This is a genomic window from Streptomyces sp. NPDC057137, from assembly GCF_042670825.1.
GTDB lineage: Bacteria > Actinomycetota > Actinomycetes > Streptomycetales > Streptomycetaceae > Streptomyces.
The window spans coordinates 117,249-142,022 of record NZ_JBHUUW010000011.1; the positions used below are offsets into that span (position 1 = coordinate 117,249).

Sequence of the window (24,774 nt, forward strand, 5' to 3'; positions counted from 1 at the left end):
CGCGCGGCTACCCGGATCGCCCGAGGGTATGCGGATCATTTTCGGACCGATATGCCTATCGTTACCAGCGGGGAGTCGGGTCCGTCCGGCCCGGCATTCGCACGGCCGGGGCGGGTATTCATGGCCGGACACAGGCTGAACCGAACCGACGAGAAGGGCGCGAAGAACCTATGAGCGACCGTTTCATCGAAGTGTCGTTGGACAAGCGCGGCGTACGCTGCACCGCCAAACTCCTCGACGACCTGGCCCCGATCACCTGCGCCGCGGTGTGGGACGCGCTGCCGCTGGGCGGTGACGTCTATCACGCCAAGTACGCGCGGAACGAGATCTACGCGCTGATGCCCGGGTTCGCCGCGGAGGAGCCGCCGTTGGAGAACCCGACGGTCACCCCCATTCCGGGCGATCTGTGCTATTTCACCTTCTCCGACACGGTGCTGGGCACCACGTCGTACGGGTACGAGGAGCAGGCCGCCCACCGGGGCCGCCGCACCGTCGTCGACCTCGCGCTGTTCTACGAGCGCAACAACCTGCTGATCAACGGCGACACGGGGTGGATCCCCGGCATCGTCTGGGGCTCGGTCGTCGAAGGGCTCGACGAGATGGCGGAGGCGTGCCAGGACCTGTGGCGCGCGGGCGCGGTGGGGGAGACCCTGAACTTCCGCCGGGCCTGAGCGCCGGGCCCGCCCGCCGGCCCGGCTCGCCCTCAATCGCCGGGCGGGCCCGGTCGGCGATCCCCCGGCCACAGGACCTACGCCCCCGTCGGGGCCGGGAGTGACGTCGCTCCCGACTCGTACAGCGCGTGTGCCGCCCGCATCACCAGCGCGTCCGCGTGGCGGGCGCCGATCAGCTGGAGGCCGATCGGCAGCCCGTCCGCGTCCACCCCGCACGGCACGGTCGCCGCGGGCTGCTGGGTCAGGTTGAAGGGATACGTGAACGGGGTCCAGCCGGTCCAGCGGCGGTGCCCCGAGTCCTTCGGCGTCTCGACGCCCGCCTCGAAGGCGGTGATCGGCAGGGTGGGCGTGACCAGCAGATCGTACGTCTCGTGGAACCGGCCGAGCCGCCGGCCCAGCTCCATCCGCGCGTCCACCGCCGCCAGATAGTCCAGCGCGCTCGCCCGCGACCCGGCCGCCACGATCTCCCGCAGCCCCGGATCGAGCAGCGCGCGCTGCTCGTCGCCCAGCGACTGCGTCACCCGCGCCGCGCCCGTGAACCACAGCGTGTGGAACGCCTCCACCGGGTCCGAGATGTCCGGGTCGGCCTCCTCGATGTACGCGCCCAGCTCCGCGAGCCGACCCACCCCGCGCCGTACCGCCGCCGCCACGTCCGGCCGCACCGCGACCTGGCCGCCGAACGACGGCGAGTACCCGATCCGCAGCCCCGCCACCCCCTGCGACAGGGCGGCGCGGACACCCGGCGCCGGGGCGAGCTGCGACCAGTCGCGCCAGTCCGCGCCGCTGATCACGTCGAGCAGCAGCGCGGCGTCGGCGGCGTCGCGCGCCATCGGCCCGGCGTGCGCCAGCGTGCCGAACGCGCTGGACGGATAGAGCGGGATGCGCCCGTAGGTGGGCTTGAGCCCGAAGATGCCGCAGAAGGACGCCGGGATCCGGACCGAGCCGCCGCCGTCCGTGCCGATCGACAGCGGAGCCGCGCCGAGCGCCACCGCCGCCGCGCTGCCGCCGCTCGATCCGCCCGCTGTCCGCGACAGGTCGTACGGATTGCGGGTCACCCCGCTCAGCGGCGAGTCCGTCACGCCCTTCCAGCCGAACTCCGGGGTCGTCGTCTTGCCGACCAGGACCGCGCCGTTCTCACGCAGCCGGGCCACGGCGGGCGCGTCCTCCGGCCAGGGACCGGCCGGGTCGATGGTCCGCGTACCGCGCAGGGTCGGCCCGCCGCGCTGGAGGAACATGTCCTTCACCGAGACAGGGACCCCGTCGAGCAGCCCCTGCGGCGCCTTCCCGCGCCATCGGCCGGTGGACGCCTCGGCGGCGGCCAGCGCCTCGTCGGCGTCGACCCGGACGAAGGCGTTGACGAGCGGCTCGACCGCCTCGATCCGTTCCAGGGTGGCGCGCACCACGTCGACCGGCGAGAAGTCGCCCTTCTCGTAGCCGGCCAGCAGCTGTCGTGCGGTGAGATCGGTGAGGAACATGGACTCAGTCATGCATGGGGACGTACCCACGTTTCTTGTCCACCACGTTAGGCAATGGCTCTCCGGACGCCCAAATGTCGTAAAGACCGACGAACTGCTCGCCCAGTCGGTCCCGCCAGCCGACGGTGTCACCGCTCATGTGCGGCGACACGATCAGTCCGGGCACATCCCACAGACGGCTGTCCGGGTCGAGCGGCTCCGCCTCGAACACATCGAGGGCGGCGCCCGCGATCCAGCGCTTGGACACGGCGTCCACCAGCGCGTTCTCGTCGACGAGCTGGCCGCGCCCCACATTGATGAAGCGCGCCGACGGCTGCATCAGACCGAAGAGACGCGCGTCGAACATGCCGCGCGTGCTCTCCGTGAGCGGCGCCGCGCAGATCACCCAGTCCGAGCGGGTCAGCAGCCGGTCGAGCTGGTCGGCGCCGTGGATTCCCGGGCGCGCCGTGCGCCCGGTGATCGCCACCGTCACGCCCAGCGCCTTCAGGGTCTCCGCGATCGCCCGGCCGATCGGACCCGCGCCGACGACGGTCGCGCGGCTGCCCGCGACCCGCAGTCCCTCGCGGTGGCGCCAGCGCCGCTGCCGCTGGAGTTCGAGAGTTCCCGGCAGATCCTTGGCCATGGCAAGCACAAGACTTGCCACGTATTCGGCAATGGGCTCCTCGAAGATGCCCCGGGCGTTCGTCACCAATGTTTCGGAGTTGATCAACTCCGGGCAGAGCAGCCGGTCCACTCCGGCGCTCGCCGTGTGGACCCAGCCCGGCCGCGGGCCGTCCCCCGGCCAGGCGAGACGGATCGCGTCCGAAGTGAAGTCCCACGCCAACAGGACGTCGGCCAGGGGGAGTTGGGCGGCGAGGTCGGAGTCGTCCGCGTACCGGATCCGGGCCCGGCCGGTCAGCCGGCCGAGGCGCGGCGGCGGGTCGGCACCCAGGACGAGAAGCGTCGGTTCGGCCATCGGGAGGGCCCTTCTGAGCGGGGCGGGGATTTCCCCGAGGAAAATTCGGTGCAACGTATTTCCTGTGCGGATTGACCACGCTCGCATTCAGCTCCTACCGTCGTCAACAACAGCCAAAGGGGGCCGTGCGATGGATGTCTCCTTTCTGGGCGGACCACAGCCGCAGCGTGGTGTCGGTGTGGTCGCCCCATTCGATTTCGCTCTCGACCGCGAACTCTGGCGTTGGATGCCTGACGAGATCTCGCTACGCCTGACGAGGACCCCTTACGTCCCCGTCGAGGTGTCGCTGGACCTGGCCAGGCTCGTGAGTGAGCACGAGACCCTCGGAGAGGCGGTGAGGGCCCTGGGCGCGTCCGAACCAGAGGTGATCGCGTACGCCTGCACATCAGGCAGCTTCGTCGGCGGTATCGGCGGCGAGCGGGCCATGTGCGAGGCGATGGACACAGCGGGCGAGGTGCCCTCGCTCACGACCTCGGGCGCGCTGCTGGAGGCGCTCGAAGAGCTGGGCGCGAAACGGATCGCGCTGGTCACGCCCTATACGGAGTCGGTCACCGAGTCGCTGGAGGAGTACCTGGCGGAGGCCGGGGTAACCGTCACGGGTCGCGCTTTTCTGGGGCTGACCCGGCACATCTGGAAGGTGCCGTACCGGTCGGTCGTGGACATGGCGCGGCAGGCCGTCGTCGGTGCGGCCGACGCGCTGTTCATCAGCTGTACGAACCTGCCGACGTATGACGCGATCCCGCAGTTGGAGGCTGAGCTGAGGATGCCGGTGCTGTCGGCGAACCAGGTCACGATGTGGGCGGCCCTGCGCAGAATCGGCGCGCACGCGGTCGGTCCGTACCAGGGCCTGCTGCTCAACCCGCCTCCGGTGCGCCATGTGCCTACGCTGGAGGGGATGGGAGAACTTCCCGAGATCTCGGGAATCTCCGAGGTCCCGATCGCCGAGATCGCGCAGATCAACGAGATCTCCGAGATCAGCGACATCCCCGGTATCGCGGAGATGGGGCGGATGGAACCGGTCCAGCAGATGCAGGACAGCCAGCCGGTCCAGCCCGGTGAGTGGGCGCAGCCCCCCCAGCCGGACGCTCCGACCGAGGAACAGGAAGGGTGGACATGACGACCGTCGGACTTCTCTACCCCGGCCACTCCGCCGAGGACGACTACCCCCGTCTGGAGATGCTCTTCGACAGCGACATCAGACTGCCCCTCGTCCACACCGACATCGGCGAGGACGCCCACCGGGTCGACGCGCTCCTGGAAATGGGCGCGGCGCAGCGGCTGGCGGACGGCGTCGAGGAGCTGCGGATGGCGGGCGCCGAGTCCGTGGTCTGGGCGTGTACGAGCGGCAGCTTCGTGTACGGCTGGGAGGGCGCGCACGAGCAGGCGCGGAAACTGGCGCTGGAGGCGGGACTGCCGGCTTCGAGCACGTCCTTCGCCTTCGCGCACGCGGTGCAGGCGCTGGGCGCGACCCGGGTCGCGGTCGCCGCGACCTATCCGGACGACGTGGCGGGTTACTTCGCCGCCTTCCTGAAGGCGGCGGGCATCGAGGTGGTCTCCACACGCGGCAGCGGCATCATCACGGCGGCCGAGGTCGGCACGTGGGGCCGGGACGAGGTACTGGCCCTGGCCCGCGAGGGCGACCATCCGGACGCGGAGGTGGTCCTCCTCCCGGACACGGCGCTGCACACGGCGGCGTACCTCCCGGAGCTGGAGGAAACCCTGGGCAAACCGGTCCTCACCGCGAATCAGGTGACGGTCTGGGAGGGCCTGCGGCTGGTGGAACGCCGGGCGTGGGCGCCGAAGCTGGGCACGCTGTTCGCGAGCAAGCCCTAGAGCCCCCTCGTCCGCAGGCCGCGCGGTTCTGAGCCGGTCCCGGGAATAAAACGGAGCGGGCCTCCTGTTGGTGCGGCTTGTACATAGATCCCGCACCAGAAGGGCCCGCACCGGTGGTTGACGCAATTCGAGGTACGGCGCTGGGCAGCGCGCCCGTGCCGCTGTCCGTACTGGATCTGGTCACCGTCGGCAGCGGGAGCACCGCGCACGAGTCCCTGCGGACCAGTGTCGAGATCGCCAAGCTCGGCGAGCGCCGGGGCTACCACCGGCACTGGGTCGCCGAGCACCACTCGATGCCCGGCGTCGCCTCCTCGTCGCCCGCCGTGATCCTGGCCCATCTCGCCGCCCACACCGAGCGCATCCGGCTCGGCTCGGGCGGCGTCATGCTGCCCAACCACGCGCCGCTGGTCATCGCCGAACAGTTCGGTACCCTGGAGGCCCTCGCCCCCGGGCGGGTCGACCTCGGGCTCGGGCGGGCGCCCGGCACCGACGGGGCCACGGCCGCCGCGCTGCGCCGTACCGACCGGCTGAACGAGGGCGCCGACGACTTCCCGCAGCAGCTCGCCGAACTGACCCGCTTCCTGGACGACGACTTCCCGAACGGGCACCCGTACTCCCGTATCCACGCCGTCCCCGGGCCCGTGCAGGGCCCCGCCGCCCGGCCGCCGATCTGGCTCCTCGGCTCCTCCGGGTTCAGCGCCCGGCTGGCCGCCACGCTCGGGCTGCCGTTCGCCTTCGCGCACCACTTCTCGGCGCAGAACACCGTCCCCGCGCTGGACCTCTACCGCGAGTCCTTCCGGCCGTCCGCCGTGCTCGACGCCCCGTACTCGGTGATCGGCGTCGCCGCCCTGGCCGCCGAGGACGAGAACGAGGCCCGCCGCCAGGTCCTGACCGGCGCGCTGTCGATGCTGCGGCTGCGCACCGGGCGCCCCGGGCTCGTACCCACGCCCGAGGAGGCGGAGGCGTACAGCTTCAGCCCTCAGGAGCGTGACTTCGTCGACGGCTGGCTGACGAACATCGTCCACGGCACCCCGGACGCCGTCCGCGCCGGACTCGACGACCTCCAGAAGCGCACCGGCGCCGACGAGTTGATGCTCACCGCCAACGCCCACGGCGGCGAGGCGCGGCTGCGCAGCTACGGCCTGATCGCCGACGCGTACGGCCTGCCCGCCTGACCGGCTCCGCGTACGGGGTCAGACCGGCGGCGGGCTGACCCCGATCATCTCCGCGATCCGCTCCGGCGACACCGCCCGGGAGTACAGCCAGCCCTGCCCGGTGTCGCACCCGATCCGGCGCAGCCGCGCCGCCTGCCCCGCCGTCTCCACGCACTCCGCCGTGACCGTGAGACCCAGCCGGTGCGCGAGATGGACCAGCGTCTCCACGATCGTCTCGTCCGCCGGATTGGGGTGCACGCCCTCGTCGTAGCGGAAGCCTCGTACGAAGGAGCCGTCCAGCTTCAGTACGGAGACGGGCAGCCGGCTCAGATACGCGAGGTTCGAGTAGCCGGTCCCGAAGTCGTCGATGGCGATCCGTACGCCCATGTCGCTCAGCGCCTGGAGTGCCTGCAGCGGCCTGCCCGCCGAGCCCATCACCGCCGACTCGGTCAGCTCCAGTTGCAGCAGATGCGGCGCGAGACCCGTCTCGGCGAGGATCGCGGCCACGTCGGCCACCAGGTCGGAGTCCCAGACCTGCCGTACGGCGACGTTGACGCTCACGAACAGCGGCCGGTCCGCCGGGTGGTCCCGGTGCCACTGGCGGGCCTGCAGACAGGCCGTACGGAGCACCCACCGCCCGAGCTGCACGATCGAGCCGTCCTCCTCGGCGATCCCGATGAAGCGGTTCGGCGCGAGGATGCCGAACTGCGGGTGGTTCCAGCGGACCAGCGCCTCCACGCCCTGGACGACCCCGTCGGCCATCCCCACCAGCGGCTGGTACTGGAGCACGAACTCCTCGCGCTCGACGGCCGGGCGCAGCGTGGACGACAGCGCCTGGCGGGTCATCCGGTGCGCGTTGCGCTCCGGGTCGAAGAGGGTCCAGCGCGCCTTGCCGTCCGCCTTCGCCCAGTAGAGCGTCGTGTCGGCGACCTGCATCAGACCGGTGGGTGTGGTGCCGTCGGCGGCCCGTTCGACGACGCCGATGGACGCCGAGACCGAGAGCCGCTGCCCGGCCAGGTCGAAGGGCAGCTGGAGCGCGGCGAGCACGGCGCGGGCGAGATCGGCGAGCTGCTCCGTACCGGCCGAGTCCTCGACCAGGATCGCGAACTCGTCGCCGCCGAGGCGCGCGACGAGGTGATGGCCGCCGCGGCTGTGCGGGTCGTTGTCGGCACACTCGGTCAGCCGGGCGGCGACGGCGGCGAGCAGCCGGTCGCCGACGCGGTGCCCGAGGGTGTCGTTGACGGCCTTGAACCCGTCCAGATCCAGATAGCAGAGACCGATCCGCCCTGTTCTGCCATGGTCGTACGACGATTCGAGCGCGGTCGACAGCCGCTCGAAGAACAGCGTGCGGTTGGGCAGCCGGGTCACCGGGTCGTGCATCTGGAGATGGCGGAGCCTGGCCTGGAGTTCGCGGCGCTCGCTGATGTCCGTGAGGGAGAGCAGGACGCTGCCGCCGTCGGGCAGGGGCGCGACGGTCACCTCGGCCCAGAGCGTGCGGCCGTCGGGGTGCTTGAGGCGGCGGGTGCAGCGGAAGCGGGAGCGCCGGCCGCGCAGGACCTCGTGGTACGCGTGCCAGGTCCGGTCGTCGGAGGCGAGGTCGACCAGGTCGGCTGCGGCGCGGTCGCGCAGCGAGGCGCGCTCGGTGCCGATCAGCTCGGCGAGGGCGTCGTTGGCGGTGACGACGGTGCCGCGGCGGTCGACGACGGCCATGGGGAGCTGGGAGGCGTTGAAGGCGGCGCGGTAGTCGCTCCGGTCGCGGTGGTCGGGTTTTTCGCGGTGGTCGGGGCGGTCGCTCTTGTCGCGGGGAGCGCGTCGGCCGGGTTGGTCGCGTCGGTCGGGGGCCTCGCGGGAGCCGTCCGCGGTCCGCGGTTCGCCGAGTGCGAAGCCCGTACCGTCCGGCCTGCCCAGAGCATCACGTTCCGTGACCGACGGCGTGCTGGAATCGGGTGCCGCGACTGCCGCAGGCCGCGGCCCTTCGGAGGTTCCGCTCACGGCTCGCTCCCGCGGTGCAGTGGTGTCGTACAGGGGTGTGATTCGGGATGATCGGCGCAGGAAAGCAGGAAAGTGTGCCGATCATAGAGGCTGGCCGGTCGGCCGTTCCAGCTCCCCGGTGGTGAACCGGGGCGCACGATGTCGACGCCGGTCGGTGGGCGATCGTTTCTGCACGGCTGCGGCGCGGGATGTCTCCGGATGTCTTCGGTCTGATCGATTGTGACTTTCCGTGATCCGTCGGGGGTGTCGGCTCGCTCACCCAACTGGGCCAGCGGAACAGGGCGTACAGGAGCAAACCGGCACAAGGTGGGTGAGCTGTCCCGCATTCCGCAGCCGGAGGTCCACGTGGAGCGTCGCCTGACACCCGGGGGAGTGGAACGGCCGCGCCTGCGCAGTACGGCCGCGGCCTTCACCTCCCTCGTCGCGGTCGCCGCCACCTCACTGGTGGCCGGTCCCGCCGTGGCCGCCAACTCCGCGGGGCCGTGCGCCCTGCCGCGTACCACCGCGCACCACTCGCTCGGTCTCGACACCTGGAACGCCTCCTATCCCCGCCCGGCCAGGACCCTCGACGCCGTCATGGTCTTCCTGTCCTTCCCGGACGCCGTGCCGCGGACCGAGCCCGCCGATCTGGTGGCCGACCACTTCCCGACGACCAGCAGATTCTTCGAGCGGGCGTCGTACGGGAAGTTCGCCCTGCACCCGCACCCCCGGCTCCAGTGGATCGACATGCCCCGCGCCTCCACGGACTACGCCATAAAGCGCGACTGGGACCCGGCGATGCGCACGGCGTACCTGCGGGACGCGCTGGCGGTCGCCGATCCGGTGATCGACTTCTCGCGGTACGACGTCGTCTATCTGGTCGCCGACCCGGACGCGCCCGGCGTGGACTCCGACGCGACGAAGGTGGTCAACTTCGATCACCCCCTGAGCGCGGACGGCACGGACATCAAGCGTGTTGTCACCGTCTTCGAGCGGCACCCGCCGGACCGCAACGTACTGGCCCACGAGACCGGGCACGTCTTCGACCTGCCTGACCTCTACCACCGGCCGACCGACGGCAAGGGCGACTGGGACACCCACGTCGGCGACTGGGATGTGATGGGCAGTCAATTCGGCCTGGCGCCCGACCTGTTCGGCTGGCACAAGTGGAAGCTGGGCTGGCTGGAACGGCGGCAGGTCAGCTGTGTGAAGCCGACGGGCACCAGCATGCTCACCCTGGAACCGCTGGACGCCGCGCCCCCGGCCGGCGCGAGCGCCGGGACCCGGCTCGCGGTGGTCAGGACGGGCGAGCACTCGGCCCTGGCGATCGAGGCGCGCGGCTCGACCGGGAACGACGCGACCACCTGCACCGAGGGCGTGCTGATCTACCGGGTGCGGGGCGAGGCGGAGTCGGGCGGCGGCCCCATCGAGGTGGTGGACACGCACCCGGACAGCGAGGCCTGCTGGGACCAGTCGGTCTACCCACCGCTGGCGGACGCGCCGCTGGAGATCGGGGAGACGTTCACGGTGCCGGGGGAGGGCACGAAGGTGGAGGTGGCCGACCGTACACGGACCGGAGCGTGGACGGTCAAGGTCACGACGGGGGTGTGACGGAGCCCCGCTCGTGGGTGTGCGGACACGAAAAAGCCCCTCGCTCTCGCGAGGGGCTTTTCCTGTCTGTGCGCCGCCAGGGACTCGAACCCCGGACCCGCTGATTAAGAGTCAGCTGCTCTAACCAACTGAGCTAGCGGCGCCTGCTGACGTCGTAGACCTTAGCACCAGGATCGGTGCGAAGAAAAATCGATATGACAGGCCCCGGGGCAGGCCCCGAACGACGCCGCCGCGCTGCTCAGGGGCGGGAACCCGGCACGCTCGGCACCGCGCCGGTCCGTGGCCGGGTGACCGCCGTCCGCACCGTGGGACGGCTCGCCCGTACACACGCCCAGAGCAGCACCTCGGGGCCCGGCAGCCACGGATGACGGGTGTCGGGCGCCACCACCCAGCGCGGCGCCGGACCGCCGCCGGGGACCAGCGACGGCACGGTCACCGCGTCGCCTGAGCCGTGGCAGAGCAGCGGCGGAACGGCGGGCGCGGCACCCTCCGGGGCCGAGCGCCCCCAGTCCTCCCAGGACAGCAGCGACGGCAGCCGCTGGGCGGTGCCGGGCGCCGCGAACAGCATCATCCGCCCCCGGTGCGTGGCGACCGGCCCGGAGCCCGGACCCTCGGACCACAGCCGGTCGAGCATGCGCCTGCCGAAGATCGCGGGCACGTTCACGACGTCGAAGACGCCGCCGCAGGGCAGCACGCCCGGGGCGGTCGGCCTGGCTTCCCAGAGGGAGAGCGTGGAGCGGGGGTACGGCCCCGCGGAGGCGAGCCATCCGGCGCCGGCGGCGGTCACCTGCGCGGTGTGATGGTGCCCCTCCTCGCGGAGGTAGTTGAAGATGTCGGTCCGGCGCTCGTCGTCGCAAGCTCCCGGGCTCAGGGGGGATTCATCTCGCAGCCATGCGCTCATGGCGACTACGTCTACCTGGAGTAACTGTCCCGTTCCGGGGAGTTGTCGGAAACCGGGACAGGGTGGTGCGGGAGGGCGTAACCTACGCCTCGGCATATGCCAGGCGGGTGGCCGGAAATGCGCGCCCCTCACTCCCCGGGCGTGCGCCCGTTCCGCAGCAGGTCGCGGCCGAACTCCACCATCTTCTTGGCATAGTCCTCGGTCCACTGCGCCCGTTCGGCGATGTCCGCGGCCGTGAGCCGGTCGAACCGCCGCGGATCGGCGAGCTGCGCGGCGGCGACGGCCTGGAACTCCACGGCCCGGTCGGTCGCCGCCCGGAAGGCGAGCGTCAGCTCGGTGGCCCGGTCCAGCAGCGCGCCCGGGTCGTCGATCGACTCCAGGTCGAAGAAGTGCTCCGGATCGGAGGCCGCCTCCGACGGCTCGAACAGCAGCGGGGCGGGCCGCAGCCGTCGCTGACTCGACTCGGATTCCGCCATGTGGTCCTCCTACTGCTCCTGATGCGGGTGGCTGTGCTGTCGTCCGTACGGCTTCGGCCACCGTCCATTGTCCCGCCCCGCGCAAGGGGGCCTCAGGGCTGCCACGACACCCGGTGCTCCGACAGGTGCGAAAGCACCGCGTGGTTCGCCTCCCACCCATCAGGGAACTTGATCGTCACTCCCAGCTGCACCGGCTCCGTCGACGGGTGTTCGTCCAGCAGTTCCGGGACGCCCGCGCGGCAGACCACGATGCAGGCGTGGCGGTGGCGGGACGTGAGCACGCACAGGCGGCCCGTCTCCAGGTGGAACGCCGTCGCGTCCGGGCGGCCCGAGAGCGGGTGCAGGACGACCGTGACGTCGAACTCACGGCCCTGGAGCCGGTTCGCCGTGTCCACGGCCACCCCCGTCACCCCCAGCTCCGCCAGCGCCGCGCGGATCGCCGCCGCCTGGTCGCGGTGCGCCGTCCCGACGGCCACGCGGTCGGCCGTCAGCGGCGCCGCGTCCGGGCCGCGCTCGCCGACCGTCGCGCCGCCCCGGTCCAGCAGCCGGCGGACGACCAGGGCCACCGCCCGTACCGCCTCGGGGTCCGTACGGGGCGTACGCCGCGCGGGCAGCTCCAGCAGTCCCCAGCCCGACGCCGCCGCCTCGTCCACGACCCGGTCCGGGCCCGAGCCGTCGGACGGCACGGCGAAGGTGAGCCGCCGGTCCGCCGGGCCCGTACCGCTGCGGAACGGCGTGTACGGGTAGAACGCGGCCGACACCAGCGGCGCGGCCGACGCCGGCAGCCGCCACGACACCGGCAGCCGGTGCTGCGGCAGTTCGGGATTGTGCGCCAGGAGCGTGGCGACCGCGCTCGCCGACGGGTCGTAACTCAGCCCCGCCCACTGGTCGGCGCCGACCACGCTGAACGGGTCCAACTGGCCCGGGTCGCCCACGAACAGCGCCCGCTCGAACAGCCCGGCGACGGCGAGCAGCGCGTCCGAACGCATCTGGTACGCCTCGTCCACGATCGCGTGCCGCCACGGCTCGACGCCTTGCACGTGCGCCCACTTGGCGGCCGTCGACACGACCACGTCGAGGCCCGCGAGATCGGCCGCCTTCGCCGACTTCCGTACGGACGGCAGCTCGTTGAGCGACGGGTCGTAAGGGTCCGGGTCGTTGCTGTGCAGCCGGCCCACCGGCAGGTCGGGGGCCTTCTCGGCAAGCCGGGTCACCAGGTCGTCCACCTGGGCGTTGGTCTGCGCGACGACCATCAACGGCCGCCCCGCGGTGGCCAGTTCGAGCGCGGCCCGCACCACGAGCGTCGACTTCCCGGCCCCGGGCGGCGAGTCGACGACCACGCCCCGGTACGCCCCGTACAACGTGTCGTACAGGATCGCGTCGGTCGCCCGCGCGGCCTCGGCGCCGGGGTCGAAACCGGCGCGGTCGGATGCGGTGATGGCGGTCACAGGAAGTCCTCCTCGGTCACCGGGTCGGGAAATGGCGGGGGGAGGGCGAGCGGCGGCGCGGGCGCGTCGTCGGCGGGCGTACGGGACTCAGGCAGGTGTACGGCTCCGAGGACGGGACCGGGCACGTCGGCGCCACCGGCCCCGGTGGCGGGAGCGACCCCGGTGGCAGGAACGGCCCCCGCCCCCTCCACGCCCGGCGGCCCCCCGTGCGTCCACGGCGTCTCCTCCGTCGACGGCAGCTTCGGGCCACCCCGCTGGTCGTGTTCGAACAGGGTCCAGGCGATCCGGTCGCCCTTCTCCGGGAGCGACCCCTCGACCGGTTCCCTGCCACGGCCCATCCGGTCCGTCAGCCGCACCACCAGCGTGCCGTCCGGCTCCAGGCCCACGAACTCGGCCGACTGCGGCTTGCCGTCCAGCGAGCGGTAGACCTTCGTACGCTCGCCGAGCTGAGGGTGGTCCTCGCTGTACAGCGTGATCAGGGGGCGCGGGCTGGGGCGTTTGCTCTCGCTGTAGGCCATCACCACGTCCGTCACCTCCCCGATGAACGCCTCGCCCGAGAGGCGGCGCCCCGCCAGCACCAGCGGGTCGTCCAGCGCCTCCTGTGCCTCCAGCTGCGCCTGCGCCGTCTCCCGCGAGGCCAGCTTCTGCGCCGCCGTCACCGCGTCGTCGTGCCGGGGCTGCGGCGGTTCGCCGGACCGCACCCGGTCGCGGTGGCCCGTGAACGACCAGCGGTCACGCGTCCACCGGTCGGCGACCCGCGCCCCCTCCGGCAACTCCCGCAGCAGGTCCAGCCCCTGCCACACCGCGTCCCACGTCGGCCGCAACTGGCTCTCCAGGAGCGTGCGGATCTCCCGCTCGGCCCGGGTCAGCCTGCCCAACTGCTCGTCCGCGCCCAGGCCGTCCTCGGCGGCGCCCAGCGACTGACGCGCCCGGTCGTACTCGTCGATCGCCGGCGCCAGCAGCCTGTTGTCGAAGGCCGGGTCCGTCGCCGGACCGGCGGGCGGGCACAGCAGCTGACCGCGGCGGTCCCGGTCCGTCTCCGCGCGGAGCGCCGCGTCCCGGCCCGAGCCGCCGTCCGGCGGGTCGATCCAGGCCAGCAGCGCCCCCAGATGCTGGTCCTCCAGATTGGACTGCCCCGTCGCCCAGTGCCTGTTCAGCAGATCGGTCGCCGCCAGCAGCAACGACGAACCCGGCACCCGGGCCCGCTCGCCGTAGTGCGTCAGCCAGCGGCCCAGCAGCGGCACCCGCGCGGGCGCCGGATACGGCGTGTCCGGGTCCTGGTCCGCCGTACGCCGGAACCGCATCGAACGCCCCAGCAGCCGTACGAAGTCCACCCCCGGCCGGTTCGGCACGATCAACTGCGGCGCGTCCACGCACAGATCGACCTCGACCTTGACGCGCTTGCCTGTCTCCGGGTCGGTCTCGCTCCGCTCGGCGGGCTCCACGTCGTCCGCGTACGCGTCCAGATGCGGCAGCAGCGCCTCCGCCAGATCGGCGAGGAACGCGAAGCGCAGATCGCGGTCGCGCGGCTGCGCCACGGTCAGCAGCCGGGGCGACTCGCGGTCCGTACCGACGAGTGCGCCCAGCGGGGCACCGGCCTCACCGGCCGTCGTGAGCGGCACGAACACCAGCGGGCGGTCCGACAGCCGCCGGTGGCACACGGTGGCCAGCGGCTGCGCGCGCCCGCTCTCCACCGCCTCCAGCCGGGCCAGCGTGTTGATCAGCGACATTCGGCGACCGCGCCTTCAGGGACGGACCCCAGCGCCTCGGCGCGCAGCGCGGCGGCCCGGCGCAGCGCCACGACCGTCGGGTCGTCGTCGGTCCAGGCGCCCGAGTCCGTCCCCGCCGTCTCGCCGCGCGCCGCCGCCAGGACGGCGCCGACCGTCGTCAGGCCGCCCAACTCGCCCCGTACACCCCGTCCCAGCGCCTCCACGGCCCCCGCCGAGCGCGCCCGGCCCCGGCAGTGGAACGCCAGCTCGCACGCGGCCAGACACTCCGGCGCGTACGCCGCCGTCACCGAGTCGACCGCCGCCGTCAGCTCCGCCGGGGAGCACCGCTCCAGGTCGAAGCTGGTGCCCTCGGGCAGGGTCGCCGCGATGTCCTCGATCCTGGTGAGGCGGGTCAGCTGCCGACGGGTCACCGACAGTTGCTTGCGTACGTCCACGACCGAGGCGGTCGGCAGGTTGGAGAAGTCCCTGGGGCAGACCAGCAGCACCGAGTGGTCCACCCGGGCGCCGGTCACCCGCGCGGCGACCCGCTCCAGCGCCAGCACGTACACGGCGGCCTGCCGCGCGGCGGCGCCCACCTTCGACGGGTCGGCCGAACTGTCGATCATCGGGAAGGACTTGATCTCCACGACCGTCCACCGCCCGTCCGGATGCACCACCACGGCGTCCGGCTCCAGATAGGCGGGCGAGCCCGCCACCTCCAGCGCGAGCAGCGGGTGCACGAGCAGCGTCCACGCGCCGGACGCGCCGGGCTTCGCCTCGGCGCCGGTCGCCTCGCGCAGCGCCAGCGCCGTACGCGCGGCACGCCCCTCGGGACCGGCCGCCGACAGGTCGGGGACGAGCACCTCACCGGGCACCGGCGGCTGCGATCCCGCGCCCATGCGCTCGTGCAGCAGCCGCATCAGCTCCGTACCGCCGTCGGCCTTGACGCGCGCCTCGAAGGCGTTGCCGCGCATGAACGCGAACTGCGACTGCCCGAACGGCGCGGGGGAGCCGAGCGCCGCCGCGAGCGCCGTCTTGTCGACCCCGGCGCCGTCCAGCAGCGCACGGCGCCCGCAGCCGGGATTGGCCGCCAGGGCGGCCAGCGCGCGGGCGTCCAGCGGATGCGGCGCGACGTCCGGTCCGCGCAGCTCAGCGAGCCGCTGCCGGAGCGTCGTCGGTCGCGGCTCCGGAACCGCTGGGGTTGCCGGTGCTGCTGTTGGTGCGGGTGCGCTGCCCGGGGAATCGCTCACCCGCGGAAGTCTCGCATCCGTCACTGACAATCGGAGGTTTCACCGGGGAGTTGGCCGAAGTCGCCGAACCCTTCGCGACCGCGACGGACGCCCGCCCAGGGCCCGGCAGCAGCGCGAGTCTCGCCACGAACGCGTACCGGCCGGCGGCGCGTGCCCAGCCCCGGTCGGCGGCCCGCAGCGCGGGACCCGTCAGCAGCGCGCCCGCCCCCATCACGGCGCCGCCGGCGACCGCGTCGAGGAAGTAGTGGTTCGCGGTGCCCATCACGACGATCACCGTGAGCACCGGATAGACGAGGCCGATGACCCGCAGCAGCGGCGCCTTGCCGTGCCGCCACAGGAGTACCCCGCACCACAGGGCCCAGCCGACGTGCAGGCTCGGCATCGCGGCGTACTGGTTGGTCATCCCGCCGAGCCCGCGCGGTGCGCTCGCCTCGGCGCCCCACCAGCCGTACGAGCTGTACTGCGCCATCGTGTCGACGAAGCCGTAGCCGGCGTCGAGCAGCCGCGGCGGGCACGTCGGAAGCAGGGTGAAGCCGATCAGGCCGAGCAGCGTGGAGAGCATCAGCCAGGTACGGGCCGCCCGGTAGTGCGCGGGGCGGCGGCGGAAGATCCAGATCAGCACGGCCGGTGTGACGAGATAGTGCAGCGAGGCGTACGCGAAGTCGGCGGGTATGCCGATGGCCGGCGTGCTGGTGAAGAGCCGGTTGAGCGGATGCTCGGCGTTGAGGAAGAGCGCCTTCTCTATTCGGAGGATCGCCAGACCGTGATCGACGGCCGTCGAGACGTCACCGCGCGCCAGCAACCGACCCGCCGAGTACGCCGCGTACACCACTGCCAGGAGCAGCAGTTCGGCCCACCAACGGGGCCGGTGGGCGGTGCGCGCACGGGCGGTCTGCGGCATCCGGAACGCTCTCCCTCATCTATTTACGCGGCCTTCCGCCGACGTTCAACCGTACGGTGTAGGCCGTCACGCGCAAGCGAGGGGTCCCCCTACGAACCCTCGTGCGCCAACGTAACCCCCGGGGGACCGACCGTCGGCTGTCCATGGGGACGCCGAGATCGTCCCGGAGGTTGCCCGCCGTTCAGGTACGGGATGATGGGACGGCACCTGTTGTGAACCTCAGGGAGAGCTTCCATGGCACCGCGCATCCTCCTCGCCCGGCACGGTCAGACGGCGTGGTCGCTGTCCGGCAGGCACACCGGCAGGACGGATGTCCCTCTGCTCGACGAGGGCAGGCGCGGCGCCAAGCTGCTCGGGGAGCGGCTGGACCGCGAGCCGTGGGCGGGCCTGCCCGACGCGGAGATCCGCACCAGTCCGCTGCTGCGCGCGAGCGACACCTGCGAACTCGCCGGGTTCGGCGGCCGGGCGCGGCCGTGGGACGCGTTGATGGAGTTCGACTACGGCGCGTACGAGGGCATGACCCCGGCCGAGATCCAGGCGGTGCGGCCGGGCTGGTTCATCTGGCGCGACGGCGTCCCCGACGGCGAGACCCTGGCCGGGGTCGCCGCGCGCGCCGACGAGGTCGTGGCGTGGGCGCGCTCGGCCGACCGTGACGTGCTGGTGTTCGCGCACGGCCACATCCTGCGCGCGATCGGCGCGCGGTGGCTGGGGGAGGACGTGTCCTTCGCGTCCCGGATCCGGCTGGCGCCGACGTCGCTGTCGGTCCTGGACTGGGCGTACGGGGCTCCGGCGATCGACATCTGGAACGACACGGGGCACCTCGCGGGCTGAGGCCCGAAGGCCCACCATCGCCGGACGGGCCCTCACCGTCCCCGGCTCGACGTCGACGCGTGGCGGTCCAGGAAGCCGCCCACCTCCGCCGTACGCCGCCTCGGCAGCAGCACCCGCACCATGCCCGCGAGCATGCCCTGGATACGGGACGACTGGACCTCGTCCATCAGGTCGAGCACCTGGTGCCCGGTCGCCGCGGCCTCGTCCAGGAGGCCCGCGCGCGCCAGGTCCGTGGCCAACTCCGCCCGGTAGAGCGCGAGATTGCGGGTGAAGTGCGGGTCCTGCAGGATCGTGGCCCGGTACGCGTGCCGGGCCGCCGTCGACCAGTCGCCCAGCGCCGCCCGGCACTGCGCCTCCAGCGCCTCCAGCTCGGGCTCGCCGAAGAAGGACATCCACTCGGGGTCGGTGTCCGACGTACCGCGCTCGAAGAGCGTGTGCGCCTGCCCGAGGGACTGCTCGCAGCCCGTACGGTCCCCGAGCCCGGCCCAGCCGCCCGCCTCGCGCAGCGCGAGGAGCGACAGCAGCCGCGGCGAGGCGAGGTCCCGTGCCGCGCGCCGGCCGGCCTGCGCCGCGCGTACCGCCTCGCGGTGTCTGCCCGCGTCCCGCGCCAGGAACGCCGTGTTGCAGAACGCGTGCGCCTCAAGTCCCGGGTCACCGGCGACCCGGGCGGTCGCCAGCGCCTCCGCGTAGTGCGAACGCGCGTCCTCGAACCGGCCCGAGTCGTGCGCCAGCCAGCCCACCGAGATCGCCAGTTCGCCCGCGCTCGCGTGCAGCCGGTCGGCCGTCGCGCCGTGGGAGACGGTGCCCGCGTCGAGGAGCGCGTACGCGGTGCGCAGCGGCTGCGCCGCCCGCCGGTACAGGCCGTCGGCGCCGTGCCGGTCGTCCAGCAGCCGGATCCGGCGTACCGCCTCCTCCAGGGCGCCCACCTCGGCCTCGCCCGCCCGCCGGGGGCCGGGCACGGCGGCGGTCGCGGGCGGGGCGCCGATGCCGACGCCGAGGCTGAGAGAGACGGACGCCATCGACGCCGTGCCGTTGGTCATGAATGCGCGACGCCGCACGTCGCTCTCCTCGCTGATGTCACCGGTGTCGCTGTACATCGGGGTCGGGTTCGAGAGGGAGGCCGGCGCCGGGCGGGCGTCGGCCGTGGCTCCGGACGCCCGGCCGCGTACGCTCTCGCGGGCCGAGAAGCCCAGGTCGGCCAGGGTGAGGCCGGGGAACATATGGAGGAAGACGCGTTCGTACGCGTAGTTGGGACAGCGGATCTCGCCGGCCTCCACCCGACCGATATAACGTGCGTCGCACGCGACCTGTTCACCGATCTCCCGCGCGGACCTGCGTACGGCCGCCGCGAACTCGCCCGGTGAGCGAGGGCCGCGCAGCCGGCGGAAGGTGTGATTGGGAACCGCCCGGGTCGACACCATGGCCGAGACCTCTCTTGGAACACCTTGGTCGTGCGTACCGGTTCAGCCGGCGACCGGGTCCGGTGCTCCGGCGTTCCGGCGTCCAAGAACGTACCTGTTGTAACGAGTTGCTTACACAGGGTTTGGCTACAAACCGGATATCTCACCCACGATCTGCCATGAACTGCCATCCTTTGCGGCGGACTCCTGCCGTAGCTGTTGACGCCGTGGCGCGTTGAACCATGTGGAGACGCGCCATGTGTTTCCTCGGCGAGGAGGGTTCCCTTGTTGGAGTTGGAGGTCGGTATGAAGACCAGTGACAGCTCATGGACGACTGCTCAGCACAAGCCCACGGCCGAGGCGAGCGAGTTGCCGCCCGGCGACGCTTCCGACGGGGACCACGGCGTGCCGTGCGATCTGGTGACCGTGCCGGCCCGCCAGGGGCTGGAGGCCGTCGACATCCTGCGCCGCGGCGCGGGCGAGGCTCCGGGGGTGGGGCCCGTGCTCCTCGACGTCAACTGCGACAACCTCGGGTTCCTGGTGCCGCCCGGCACGGCGGCGGGCTGGGACATGCCCGGCAGCGCGTGTACGGAGACGGCCGGCCGGGGGCTGCGTGTCCCGGCCGAGCCGCCCGTCACCGGTGGCGCCTGGCTGCTGCCGCCCGACGCCGACACCGGGGAGGTCACGGACCCGGCGGTGCTGCGGGAGGCGCTCGGCGAGGCGGCCCGGCTGATCGAGGCGGCGGACGGCCACCGGTAGCGCGTGCAGGTGGGAGCGTGCCGGTGCGAGCGGGCCGGTGAGCAAGTGCCGATGAGAGCGTGCCGCTGAGCGCCGCCGGGCGATAATGGACCGGTGGCGAAGAATCCGGCGGCGAAGAACAGGCGACGTGGACGAGGTGCCCCCGGGCCCGAGACCGTCACCGAGCCGGTCGACGGCGGACTCGCCGAGCTGGTGCCCGACCGTGAGCGCTCCCGCGCCTGGACGCTGCTGATCGACGGCGCCCCGCAGTCGCACGTCGACCTCGCCGAGCCGACCCATCTCTCCTTCGCCTACCAGCGCAGACTCGGTCATATCGCGGACCTGGTCGCACCCGCCAACCAGCCGCTGCACGTGGTGCACCTCGGCGGTGGCGCCTTCACCCTCGCCCGCTACGTCGCGGCGACCCGCCCCCGGTCCACCCAGCAGATCGTGGAGCTGGACGCACCGCTGGTCCAACTCGTGCGCAGGGAACTGCCGCTGGACCCGGCCGCCCGGATCCGGGTCCGCTCCACCGACGCGCGGGCCGGACTCGCCAAGGTGCCCGACGACTGGGCGGACCTGGTGATCACGGACGTCTTCGACGGAGCCCGTACCCCGGCGCATCTCACCAGCGCCGAATTCCTCGCCGACGTACGGCGCGTGCTGCGCCCCGGCGGCGCCTACGCGGCCAACCTCGCCGACGGGCCGCCACTCGCGCATGTGCGGTCCCAGATCGCCACGGCCGCCACCGTCTTCCCGGAGCTGGCGCTCGCCGCCGACCCCGCCGTACTGCGCGGCCGGCGCTTCGGCAACGCCGTACTCCTCGCGTCCGACCGGGAGTTGCCGGTCGCCGAGCTGACGCGCCGGGTCGCGGGCGATCCGCATCCGGGGCGGGTGGAATACGGGCGGTCGCTCACGGACTTCACCGGCGGCGCGGCGCCCGTCACCGACGCGAACGCCAAGCCGTCACCCGTACCGCCCGCCGGCTCCTTCGACTGAACACCCGCGCAACACCCGCGCAACACCCGTGCACGGTAAGGGACTTATCGCTCGTCGACCTGTACCCGCGGCGCCGAGTCGTGCCATGTGCAGAAGACCGAGATCTCCCGGTCGCCCTGTGTGAACGTCACCCGGATCCAGAAGTCCTGCTTCCACACCTGCATCTGCCAGCCGGCCTCCGGCGTCGCCGAGACCAACTCGGCCGAGTGGGTGCCGAGATCGAAGACGACCCGCCCGCCGTCGACCGGATAGCTCCGCACATCGCCGTTCGCGGCCGAGTCGGCGCCCGCGTCCGGCGGTGGGTCCTTCTCCGAGGGCTTCGCGGGCGGGGTCGCCGAGGGCTTGTCGTCGGAGGTCCTGGACGGCTCCGGGGACGCGGTGGCCGACGGCGAGGGTGAGGGCGGCGGGCTCGGCGGGCGGTGTGTCGAGGACGACTGCGGCCGCGCGCGCTGCGTCGTCGCGTTGTCCCCGGTGATCGGAAGTGCCCGCGGCCTGTCGTACACCGTGCCCACCACGACCGTGTGCACGCCCCACCACGACAGCGTGACCGCCGCCCCGGTCGCGAGCGTCCACGCCATGGCATGTACGAGTCCTCTGCGCATCGGGGCCATACTGCACCACCCGCCCCGCGCCTGTCCCCGGATGGCGTACGGTGCCGCCCATGCCAAGTGTGCTCGTGGTCGAGGACGACCAGTTCGTACGCTCCGCCCTCATCAGGCACTTGACCGACGCGTCGCACACCGTACGCAGCGTCGGTACCGCCCTGGAGGCGCTGCGCGAGGTCGCCCATTTCCGTTTCGACGTGGTCATCCTCGACCTCGGACTGCCCGATCTCGACGGGTCCGAGGCGCTGAAGATGCTGCGCGGGATCACCGACGTACCGGTGATCATCGCCACGGCGCGGGACGACGAGGCGGAGATCGTACGGCTGTTGAACGACGGCGCCGACGACTACCTCACCAAACCGTTCTCGGTGGAACACCTGTCGGCCCGGATGGCCGCCGTGCTGCGCCGCTCGCGCGCCACCGCCGACGACCCGCCCTCACGCGTCATCCGCGTCGGCGGCCTCGCCATCGACCCGTTGCGCCGCCAGGTCGAACTCGACGGCGCGCGACTGGATCTGACGCGGCGTGAGTTCGACCTCCTCGCCTTCCTCGCCGGACGGCCCGGTGTGGTCGTCGCGCGCAAGGAACTCCTGGCCGAGGTGTGGCAGCAGTCGTACGGCGACGACCAGACCATTGACGTCCATCTGTCCTGGCTGCGAAGGAAGTTGGGCGAGACGGCGGCCCGGCCCCGCTATCTGCACACCCTTCGCGGCGTCGGCGTGAAGCTGGAGCCCCCGGCCCCCCGGGCACCGTCGTCCGGCCCCGGCGCGTACGAACCACTGTCATGAGATGGGCGCTGGTCAGGGTCTCGCTGGCGGTGACCGCGATGGTCGTGCTCGCCTTCGCCGTCCCGCTCGGGCTCGTCATCAAGGAGATGGCCAAGGACCGCGCCTTCTCCAACGCCGAACGGCAGGCGGCGACCCTCGGCCCCGTGCTCTCCATCGCCCAGGGCCGCGAACAGCTGGAGTGGGCCGTCGAGTCCAGCCCCATCGGCGACACGGGACAGCTGGCCGTCCATGTGCCGGCCTCCGGCGAGCCGGGCAGCGTGCCCATGGAGATCGGCACCCGCCGGGCCGCCCAGCAGGACCTGCGCGCCACCGAGGAGCTGGGCAGGGCCTCCATAGCCGAGGTCAGCGGCGGGTCCTCGTTGCTCCAGCCGATCGCGATCTCCACCGGGAAGATCGCCATCATCGAGGTGTTCGTCCCCGAGGACGAGGTCTCCAACGGCGTCGCCACCGCCTGGATGGTCCTCGCGGGCGTGGGCATCGCGCTGATCGTGGGCTCGGTCGCCGTGGCCGACCGCCTCGGCGTACGGATGGTCCAGCCCGCCCAGCAACTGGCCGGCGCCGCCCATGACCTCGGCGAGGGCCGGCTCGGCGCCCGGGTCCCGGAGAAGGGCCCCACGGAGCTGCGGTCCGCCGCGATCGCCTTCAACTCGATGGCCGACCAGGTGGTCCAACTCCTCGCCAACGAACGGGAACTGGCCGCCGACCTCTCGCACCGCCTGCGCACCCCGCTCACCGTGCTGCGCCTCAACGCCGCGTCACTGGGCGAAGGTCCGGCCGCCGAGCAGACGCGGGCGGCCGTCGCGCAGCTGGAGCGCGAGGTCGACACCATCATCCGTACGGCCCGCAAGGCCAAGCCGCAGACCCGCGCGACGACACCCGGCGTGGGGTGCGATGTCTCCGAAGTCATCCGGGAGCGGATGGACTTCTGGTCGGCGCTGGCCGAGGACGAGGGCCGGACGGTCCGGCTGGCCGGGGTCGGCCGACCGGTGCGCATCCCGGTCGCCAGACCCGAACTGGCCGCCGCGCTGGACGCGTTGCTCGGCAACGTCTTCCGGCACACCCCGGAGGGCACCGCCTTCGCCGTCGACGTCCACCACGCCGACGGCGCCGTGATCGTCCTCGTCTCGGACGCGGGCCCCGGGATCGCGGACCCCGAGGCGGCCCTCGTCCGCGGCAACAGCGGTGCCGGCGAGGGCTCGACGGGGCTCGGACTCGACATCGTGCGCAGGGTCGCGGAGTCGACCGGCGGAGACGTACGCATCGGGCGCTCCATGCTCGGCGGCACGGAGGTACGGATCTGGATCGGGCTCGGCGGACGGGGCGCCACGCGGTCCACGGGGGAGCGCCGGGGGCACCGGCTGCGGCGGCGGGGGAACGGCCTGAGGCCGGCCGATCATTAATCCGCTCCCAATGGTTCCTTAAGGGGGCCTCAAGAACGGCAACACCCGCCCGCTATCGGTGACTTGTCCGGATCGGGGCGGCTAGCGTGCTGAGGCGAGAGCGCACCAACCGCGCGGCTGCCGTCCCCCCACCGGTCGCCACCCCGCCGCGTCCCGGCCGGCCGACCAACCCCCCACCCGGCCGGGACGCGCCCCAGACACGTCCTACGCGGGCGGGTCCGGCAGGACGCCCGTCTCCGTCAGGCGCGCGTACCAGCGGGCGCTGGACTTCGGCGTACGCGACTGCGTCTCGTAGTCGACGTGCACCGCGCCGAAGCGCTTCCCGTAGCCCCGCTCCCACTCGAAGTTGTCCAGCAGCGACCAGAGGAAGTAGCCACGTACATCCGCCCCGTCGGCCATCGCGCGGTGCGCCGCCGACAGATGCCCGTGCAGGAAGCGGATCCGGTCCGGGTCGTGCACGACGCCCTCCGCGTCCGGCTTGTCGTCGTACGCCGCGCCGTTCTCGGTGATCACCAGCGGCACGTCGGGCGCCTCGCGGGTGTAGCGCATCAGCACGTCGTACAGCCCGGTCGGATCGACCGACCAGCCCATCTCCGTGACCTCGCCCTGCGGCTGATGGAACGTCACGGACTCGGCGCCCGGCCAGGGGGACTTCTCGCCCGCGCCGTGCGCGTGCCCGTGGCTGTCACGGCGGGACGCGTCCGCGCCGGTGCCCGCCGCGGCCGACACCAGGTGCGGCGTGTAGTAGTTGATACCCAGCCAGTCCAGCGGCTGGTGGATCGTCGCCGTGTCGGCGGGCTTCACGAAGGACCAGTCGGTGATCCGCGCGGTGTCCTTGAACAGATCCTCGGGGTACGCGCCCGACAGCATCGGCCCGGTGAAGATCCGGTTCGCCAGCGCGTCGATACGGCGCTGGGCGTCCAGATCGTCCGGCGACTGCGAACGGGCCCGGATCGCCGCCGCGTTGTGGCAGACGGTCACCTGGGCGCGCCTGGGCAGCACCGTCCGCAGCGCCTGCGTGGCCAGCCCGTGGCCGAGGTTGAGATGGTGCGCGGCCCGCAGCGCCAGCACCGGATCCGTACGGCCGGGCGCGTGGACACCGGAGGCGTACCCCAGAAAGGCGCTGCACCAGGGCTCGTTGAGGGTCACCCACCGGTCGACGCGGTCGCCGAGCGCGTCGCCGAGGATCCGCGCGTACTCCGCGAACCTGAACGCCGTCTCGCGCACCGGCCAGCCGCCCGCCGTCTCCAGATCGTGCGGCAGGTCCCAGTGGTAGAGGGTGAGGACGGGCCGGATGCCGCGCTCCAGCAGGTCGTCGACGAGCTTGCGGTAGAAGTCGAGACCGCGCTGCACGGCCGGGCCCCGCCCGATGGGCTGGACGCGTGACCAGGAGACCGAGAAGCGGTACGCGTTCACCCCGAGGTCCGCCATGAGGCGCACGTCCTCGGCCCGGCGGTGGATGTGGTCGGCGGCGGTGTCACCGGTGTCGCCGTTCTCGACCTTGCCGGGCGTATGGCTGAAGGTGTCCCAGATCGACGGGGTACGGCCGATCTCCCGCGCGCCGCCCTCGATCTGGTAGGCGGCGGTGGCGGTGCCCCATATGAAGTCGGACGGAAAACTGAGGGACATGGGTGCGCTCCGGGTCGGGGAGTGGGCGG

General features: G+C 72.5%; 20 protein-coding genes, 1 tRNA gene and 2 pseudogenes. 10 read left to right on the top strand and 13 right to left on the bottom strand.

What is annotated here, in order from left to right; all coding sequences use genetic code 11:
* The first annotated feature begins 170 nt into the window (after positions 1-170).
* Complete coding sequence (locus ACFT9I_RS12465; protein ID WP_382563404.1) at positions 171-671, top strand: DUF3830 family protein; 501 nt, start codon at positions 171-173, stop codon at positions 669-671.
* A 77-nt stretch (positions 672-748) separates the two neighbouring features.
* Here the strand turns inward: ACFT9I_RS12465 and ACFT9I_RS12470 are convergent, their stop codons facing one another.
* Entirely contained in the window at positions 749-2,158 is a 1,410-nt protein-coding gene (locus ACFT9I_RS12470; protein WP_382563406.1) for an amidase, read from the bottom strand.
* Positions 2,151-3,101 carry a D-2-hydroxyacid dehydrogenase gene (locus ACFT9I_RS12475; protein ID WP_382563408.1) on the bottom strand — a complete coding sequence of 317 codons (951 nt, stop codon included), beginning with the start codon at positions 3,099-3,101 and terminating at the stop codon, positions 2,151-2,153. Before ACFT9I_RS12475 ends, ACFT9I_RS12470 begins: the two co-directional genes overlap by 8 nt.
* A gap of 130 nt (positions 3,102-3,231) precedes the next feature.
* Between ACFT9I_RS12475 and ACFT9I_RS12480 the strand changes: the two genes are divergently transcribed.
* The 3 genes from ACFT9I_RS12480 (at position 3,232) to ACFT9I_RS12490 (ending at position 6,109) form a co-directional block, all read left to right on the top strand.
* Positions 3,232-4,218: a decarboxylase gene (locus ACFT9I_RS12480; RefSeq protein ID WP_382563409.1), complete on the top strand. Its 987-nt coding sequence runs from the start codon at positions 3,232-3,234 to the stop codon at positions 4,216-4,218.
* Positions 4,215-4,934: a decarboxylase gene (locus ACFT9I_RS12485; protein WP_382563411.1), complete on the top strand. Its 720-nt coding sequence runs from the start codon at positions 4,215-4,217 to the stop codon at positions 4,932-4,934. Before ACFT9I_RS12480 ends, ACFT9I_RS12485 begins: the two co-directional genes overlap by 4 nt.
* 113 nt (positions 4,935-5,047) lie before the next feature.
* Positions 5,048-6,109, top strand: a complete 1,062-nt coding sequence (locus ACFT9I_RS12490; protein ID WP_382563413.1) for an LLM class flavin-dependent oxidoreductase — start codon at positions 5,048-5,050, stop codon at positions 6,107-6,109.
* A gap of 18 nt (positions 6,110-6,127) precedes the next feature.
* Here ACFT9I_RS12490 and ACFT9I_RS12495 read toward each other — a convergent pair whose 3' ends face one another.
* The gene (locus ACFT9I_RS12495; RefSeq protein ID WP_382563415.1) at positions 6,128-8,080 is read right to left on the bottom strand and encodes a putative bifunctional diguanylate cyclase/phosphodiesterase; all 1,953 of its coding nucleotides are present in this window, start codon (positions 8,078-8,080) and stop codon (positions 6,128-6,130) included.
* Positions 8,081-8,395: 315 nt separating this feature from the next.
* Between ACFT9I_RS12495 and ACFT9I_RS12500 the strand changes: the two genes are divergently transcribed.
* Positions 8,396-9,670: a M6 family metalloprotease domain-containing protein gene (locus ACFT9I_RS12500; RefSeq protein ID WP_382563509.1), complete on the top strand. Its 1,275-nt coding sequence runs from the start codon at positions 8,396-8,398 to the stop codon at positions 9,668-9,670.
* 69 nt (positions 9,671-9,739) lie between these two features.
* Here the strand turns inward: ACFT9I_RS12500 and ACFT9I_RS12505 are convergent.
* The 7 genes and pseudogenes from ACFT9I_RS12505 to ACFT9I_RS12535 all read right to left on the bottom strand — a co-directional run bounded on the left by ACFT9I_RS12505 (position 9,740) and on the right by ACFT9I_RS12535 (position 16,355).
* Positions 9,740-9,813 (bottom strand) — tRNA-Lys (locus ACFT9I_RS12505).
* Positions 9,804-10,571: pseudogene (locus ACFT9I_RS12510) on the bottom strand (hypothetical protein). Before ACFT9I_RS12510 ends, ACFT9I_RS12505 begins: the two are co-directional and overlap by 10 nt.
* A 128-nt stretch (positions 10,572-10,699) precedes the next feature.
* On the bottom strand, positions 10,700-11,047 hold the full coding sequence (locus ACFT9I_RS12515) for a hypothetical protein (RefSeq protein WP_382563417.1): 348 nt from the start codon (positions 11,045-11,047) through the stop codon (positions 10,700-10,702).
* 92 nt (positions 11,048-11,139) lie between these two features.
* Positions 11,140-12,486, bottom strand: coding sequence for an AAA domain-containing protein (locus tag ACFT9I_RS12520; protein WP_382563511.1), 1,347 nt, complete (start codon positions 12,484-12,486; stop codon positions 11,140-11,142).
* Between the two features lie 188 nt (positions 12,487-12,674).
* Positions 12,675-14,225: pseudogene (locus ACFT9I_RS12525) on the bottom strand (hypothetical protein); the annotation flags it as partial.
* A complete protein-coding gene (locus tag ACFT9I_RS12530; RefSeq protein ID WP_382563419.1) occupies positions 14,216-15,454 on the bottom strand; it encodes a hypothetical protein in 1,239 nt (412 codons plus the stop codon). The pseudogene ACFT9I_RS12525 and the gene ACFT9I_RS12530, both read right to left, overlap by 10 nt.
* On the bottom strand, positions 15,354-16,355 hold the full coding sequence (locus ACFT9I_RS12535; protein WP_382563420.1) for a phosphatase PAP2 family protein: 1,002 nt from the start codon (positions 16,353-16,355) through the stop codon (positions 15,354-15,356). The genes ACFT9I_RS12530 and ACFT9I_RS12535 overlap by 101 nt, the downstream gene beginning before the upstream one ends.
* A 234-nt stretch (positions 16,356-16,589) precedes the next feature.
* Between ACFT9I_RS12535 and ACFT9I_RS12540 the strand changes: the two genes are divergently transcribed.
* Positions 16,590-17,186, top strand: coding sequence for a histidine phosphatase family protein (locus tag ACFT9I_RS12540; protein ID WP_382563422.1), 597 nt, complete (start codon positions 16,590-16,592; stop codon positions 17,184-17,186).
* A gap of 32 nt (positions 17,187-17,218) precedes the next feature.
* On the opposite strand, the gene ACFT9I_RS12545 is transcribed toward ACFT9I_RS12540, so the two are convergent.
* Complete coding sequence (locus ACFT9I_RS12545) at positions 17,219-18,607, bottom strand: tetratricopeptide repeat protein (protein WP_382563424.1); 1,389 nt, start codon at positions 18,605-18,607, stop codon at positions 17,219-17,221.
* Positions 18,608-18,892: 285 nt separating this feature from the next.
* Between ACFT9I_RS12545 and ACFT9I_RS12550 the strand changes: the two genes are divergently transcribed.
* Together ACFT9I_RS12550 and ACFT9I_RS12555 are read left to right on the top strand one after the other, a co-directional pair.
* Entirely contained in the window at positions 18,893-19,345 is a 453-nt protein-coding gene (locus ACFT9I_RS12550; protein ID WP_382563426.1) for a hypothetical protein, read from the top strand.
* A gap of 93 nt (positions 19,346-19,438) precedes the next feature.
* On the top strand, positions 19,439-20,323 hold the full coding sequence (locus ACFT9I_RS12555; protein ID WP_382563428.1) for a spermidine synthase: 885 nt from the start codon (positions 19,439-19,441) through the stop codon (positions 20,321-20,323).
* A gap of 44 nt (positions 20,324-20,367) precedes the next feature.
* Here ACFT9I_RS12555 and ACFT9I_RS12560 read toward each other — a convergent pair whose 3' ends face one another.
* Positions 20,368-20,934, bottom strand: coding sequence for a hypothetical protein (locus ACFT9I_RS12560; RefSeq protein WP_382563429.1), 567 nt, complete (start codon positions 20,932-20,934; stop codon positions 20,368-20,370).
* A 50-nt stretch (positions 20,935-20,984) separates the two neighbouring features.
* Here ACFT9I_RS12560 and ACFT9I_RS12565 point away from each other — a divergent pair, with 50 nt between their 5' ends.
* Positions 20,985-21,716 (top strand): response regulator transcription factor, encoded by a 732-nt coding sequence (locus ACFT9I_RS12565; protein ID WP_382563431.1) that lies wholly within the window; start codon positions 20,985-20,987, stop codon positions 21,714-21,716.
* Complete coding sequence (locus tag ACFT9I_RS12570) at positions 21,713-23,116, top strand: sensor histidine kinase (RefSeq protein WP_382563433.1); 1,404 nt, start codon at positions 21,713-21,715, stop codon at positions 23,114-23,116. The genes ACFT9I_RS12565 and ACFT9I_RS12570 overlap by 4 nt, the downstream gene beginning before the upstream one ends.
* 204 nt (positions 23,117-23,320) lie before the next feature.
* Here the strand turns inward: ACFT9I_RS12570 and ACFT9I_RS12575 are convergent, their stop codons facing one another.
* Positions 23,321-24,745 (bottom strand): glycoside hydrolase family 1 protein, encoded by a 1,425-nt coding sequence (locus tag ACFT9I_RS12575; RefSeq protein ID WP_382563434.1) that lies wholly within the window; start codon positions 24,743-24,745, stop codon positions 23,321-23,323.
* Between the last annotated feature and the right edge of the window lie 29 nt (positions 24,746-24,774).

Bases quoted from the DNA above. Each gene is read 5' to 3' on its own strand.
- ACFT9I_RS12465 (WP_382563404.1), top strand. From the start codon at position 171: ATGAGCGACCGTTTCATCGAAGTGTCGTTGGACAAGCGCGGCGTACGC.
- ACFT9I_RS12470 (WP_382563406.1), bottom strand. From the start codon at position 2,158: ATGACTGAGTCCATGTTCCTCACCGATCTCACCGCACGACAGCTGCTG.
- ACFT9I_RS12475 (WP_382563408.1), bottom strand. From the start codon at position 3,101: ATGGCCGAACCGACGCTTCTCGTCCTGGGTGCCGACCCGCCGCCGCGC.
- ACFT9I_RS12480 (WP_382563409.1), top strand. From the start codon at position 3,232: ATGGATGTCTCCTTTCTGGGCGGACCACAGCCGCAGCGTGGTGTCGGT.
- ACFT9I_RS12485 (WP_382563411.1), top strand. From the start codon at position 4,215: ATGACGACCGTCGGACTTCTCTACCCCGGCCACTCCGCCGAGGACGAC.
- ACFT9I_RS12515 (WP_382563417.1), bottom strand. From the start codon at position 11,047: ATGGCGGAATCCGAGTCGAGTCAGCGACGGCTGCGGCCCGCCCCGCTG.
- ACFT9I_RS12535 (WP_382563420.1), bottom strand. From the start codon at position 16,355: ATGCCGCAGACCGCCCGTGCGCGCACCGCCCACCGGCCCCGTTGGTGG.
- ACFT9I_RS12540 (WP_382563422.1), top strand. From the start codon at position 16,590: ATGGCACCGCGCATCCTCCTCGCCCGGCACGGTCAGACGGCGTGGTCG.
- ACFT9I_RS12545 (WP_382563424.1), bottom strand. From the start codon at position 18,607: ATGGTGTCGACCCGGGCGGTTCCCAATCACACCTTCCGCCGGCTGCGC.
- ACFT9I_RS12550 (WP_382563426.1), top strand. From the start codon at position 18,893: ATGAAGACCAGTGACAGCTCATGGACGACTGCTCAGCACAAGCCCACG.
- ACFT9I_RS12560 (WP_382563429.1), bottom strand. From the start codon at position 20,934: ATGGCCCCGATGCGCAGAGGACTCGTACATGCCATGGCGTGGACGCTC.
- ACFT9I_RS12565 (WP_382563431.1), top strand. From the start codon at position 20,985: ATGCCAAGTGTGCTCGTGGTCGAGGACGACCAGTTCGTACGCTCCGCC.
- ACFT9I_RS12570 (WP_382563433.1), top strand. From the start codon at position 21,713: ATGAGATGGGCGCTGGTCAGGGTCTCGCTGGCGGTGACCGCGATGGTC.
- ACFT9I_RS12575 (WP_382563434.1), bottom strand. From the start codon at position 24,745: ATGTCCCTCAGTTTTCCGTCCGACTTCATATGGGGCACCGCCACCGCC.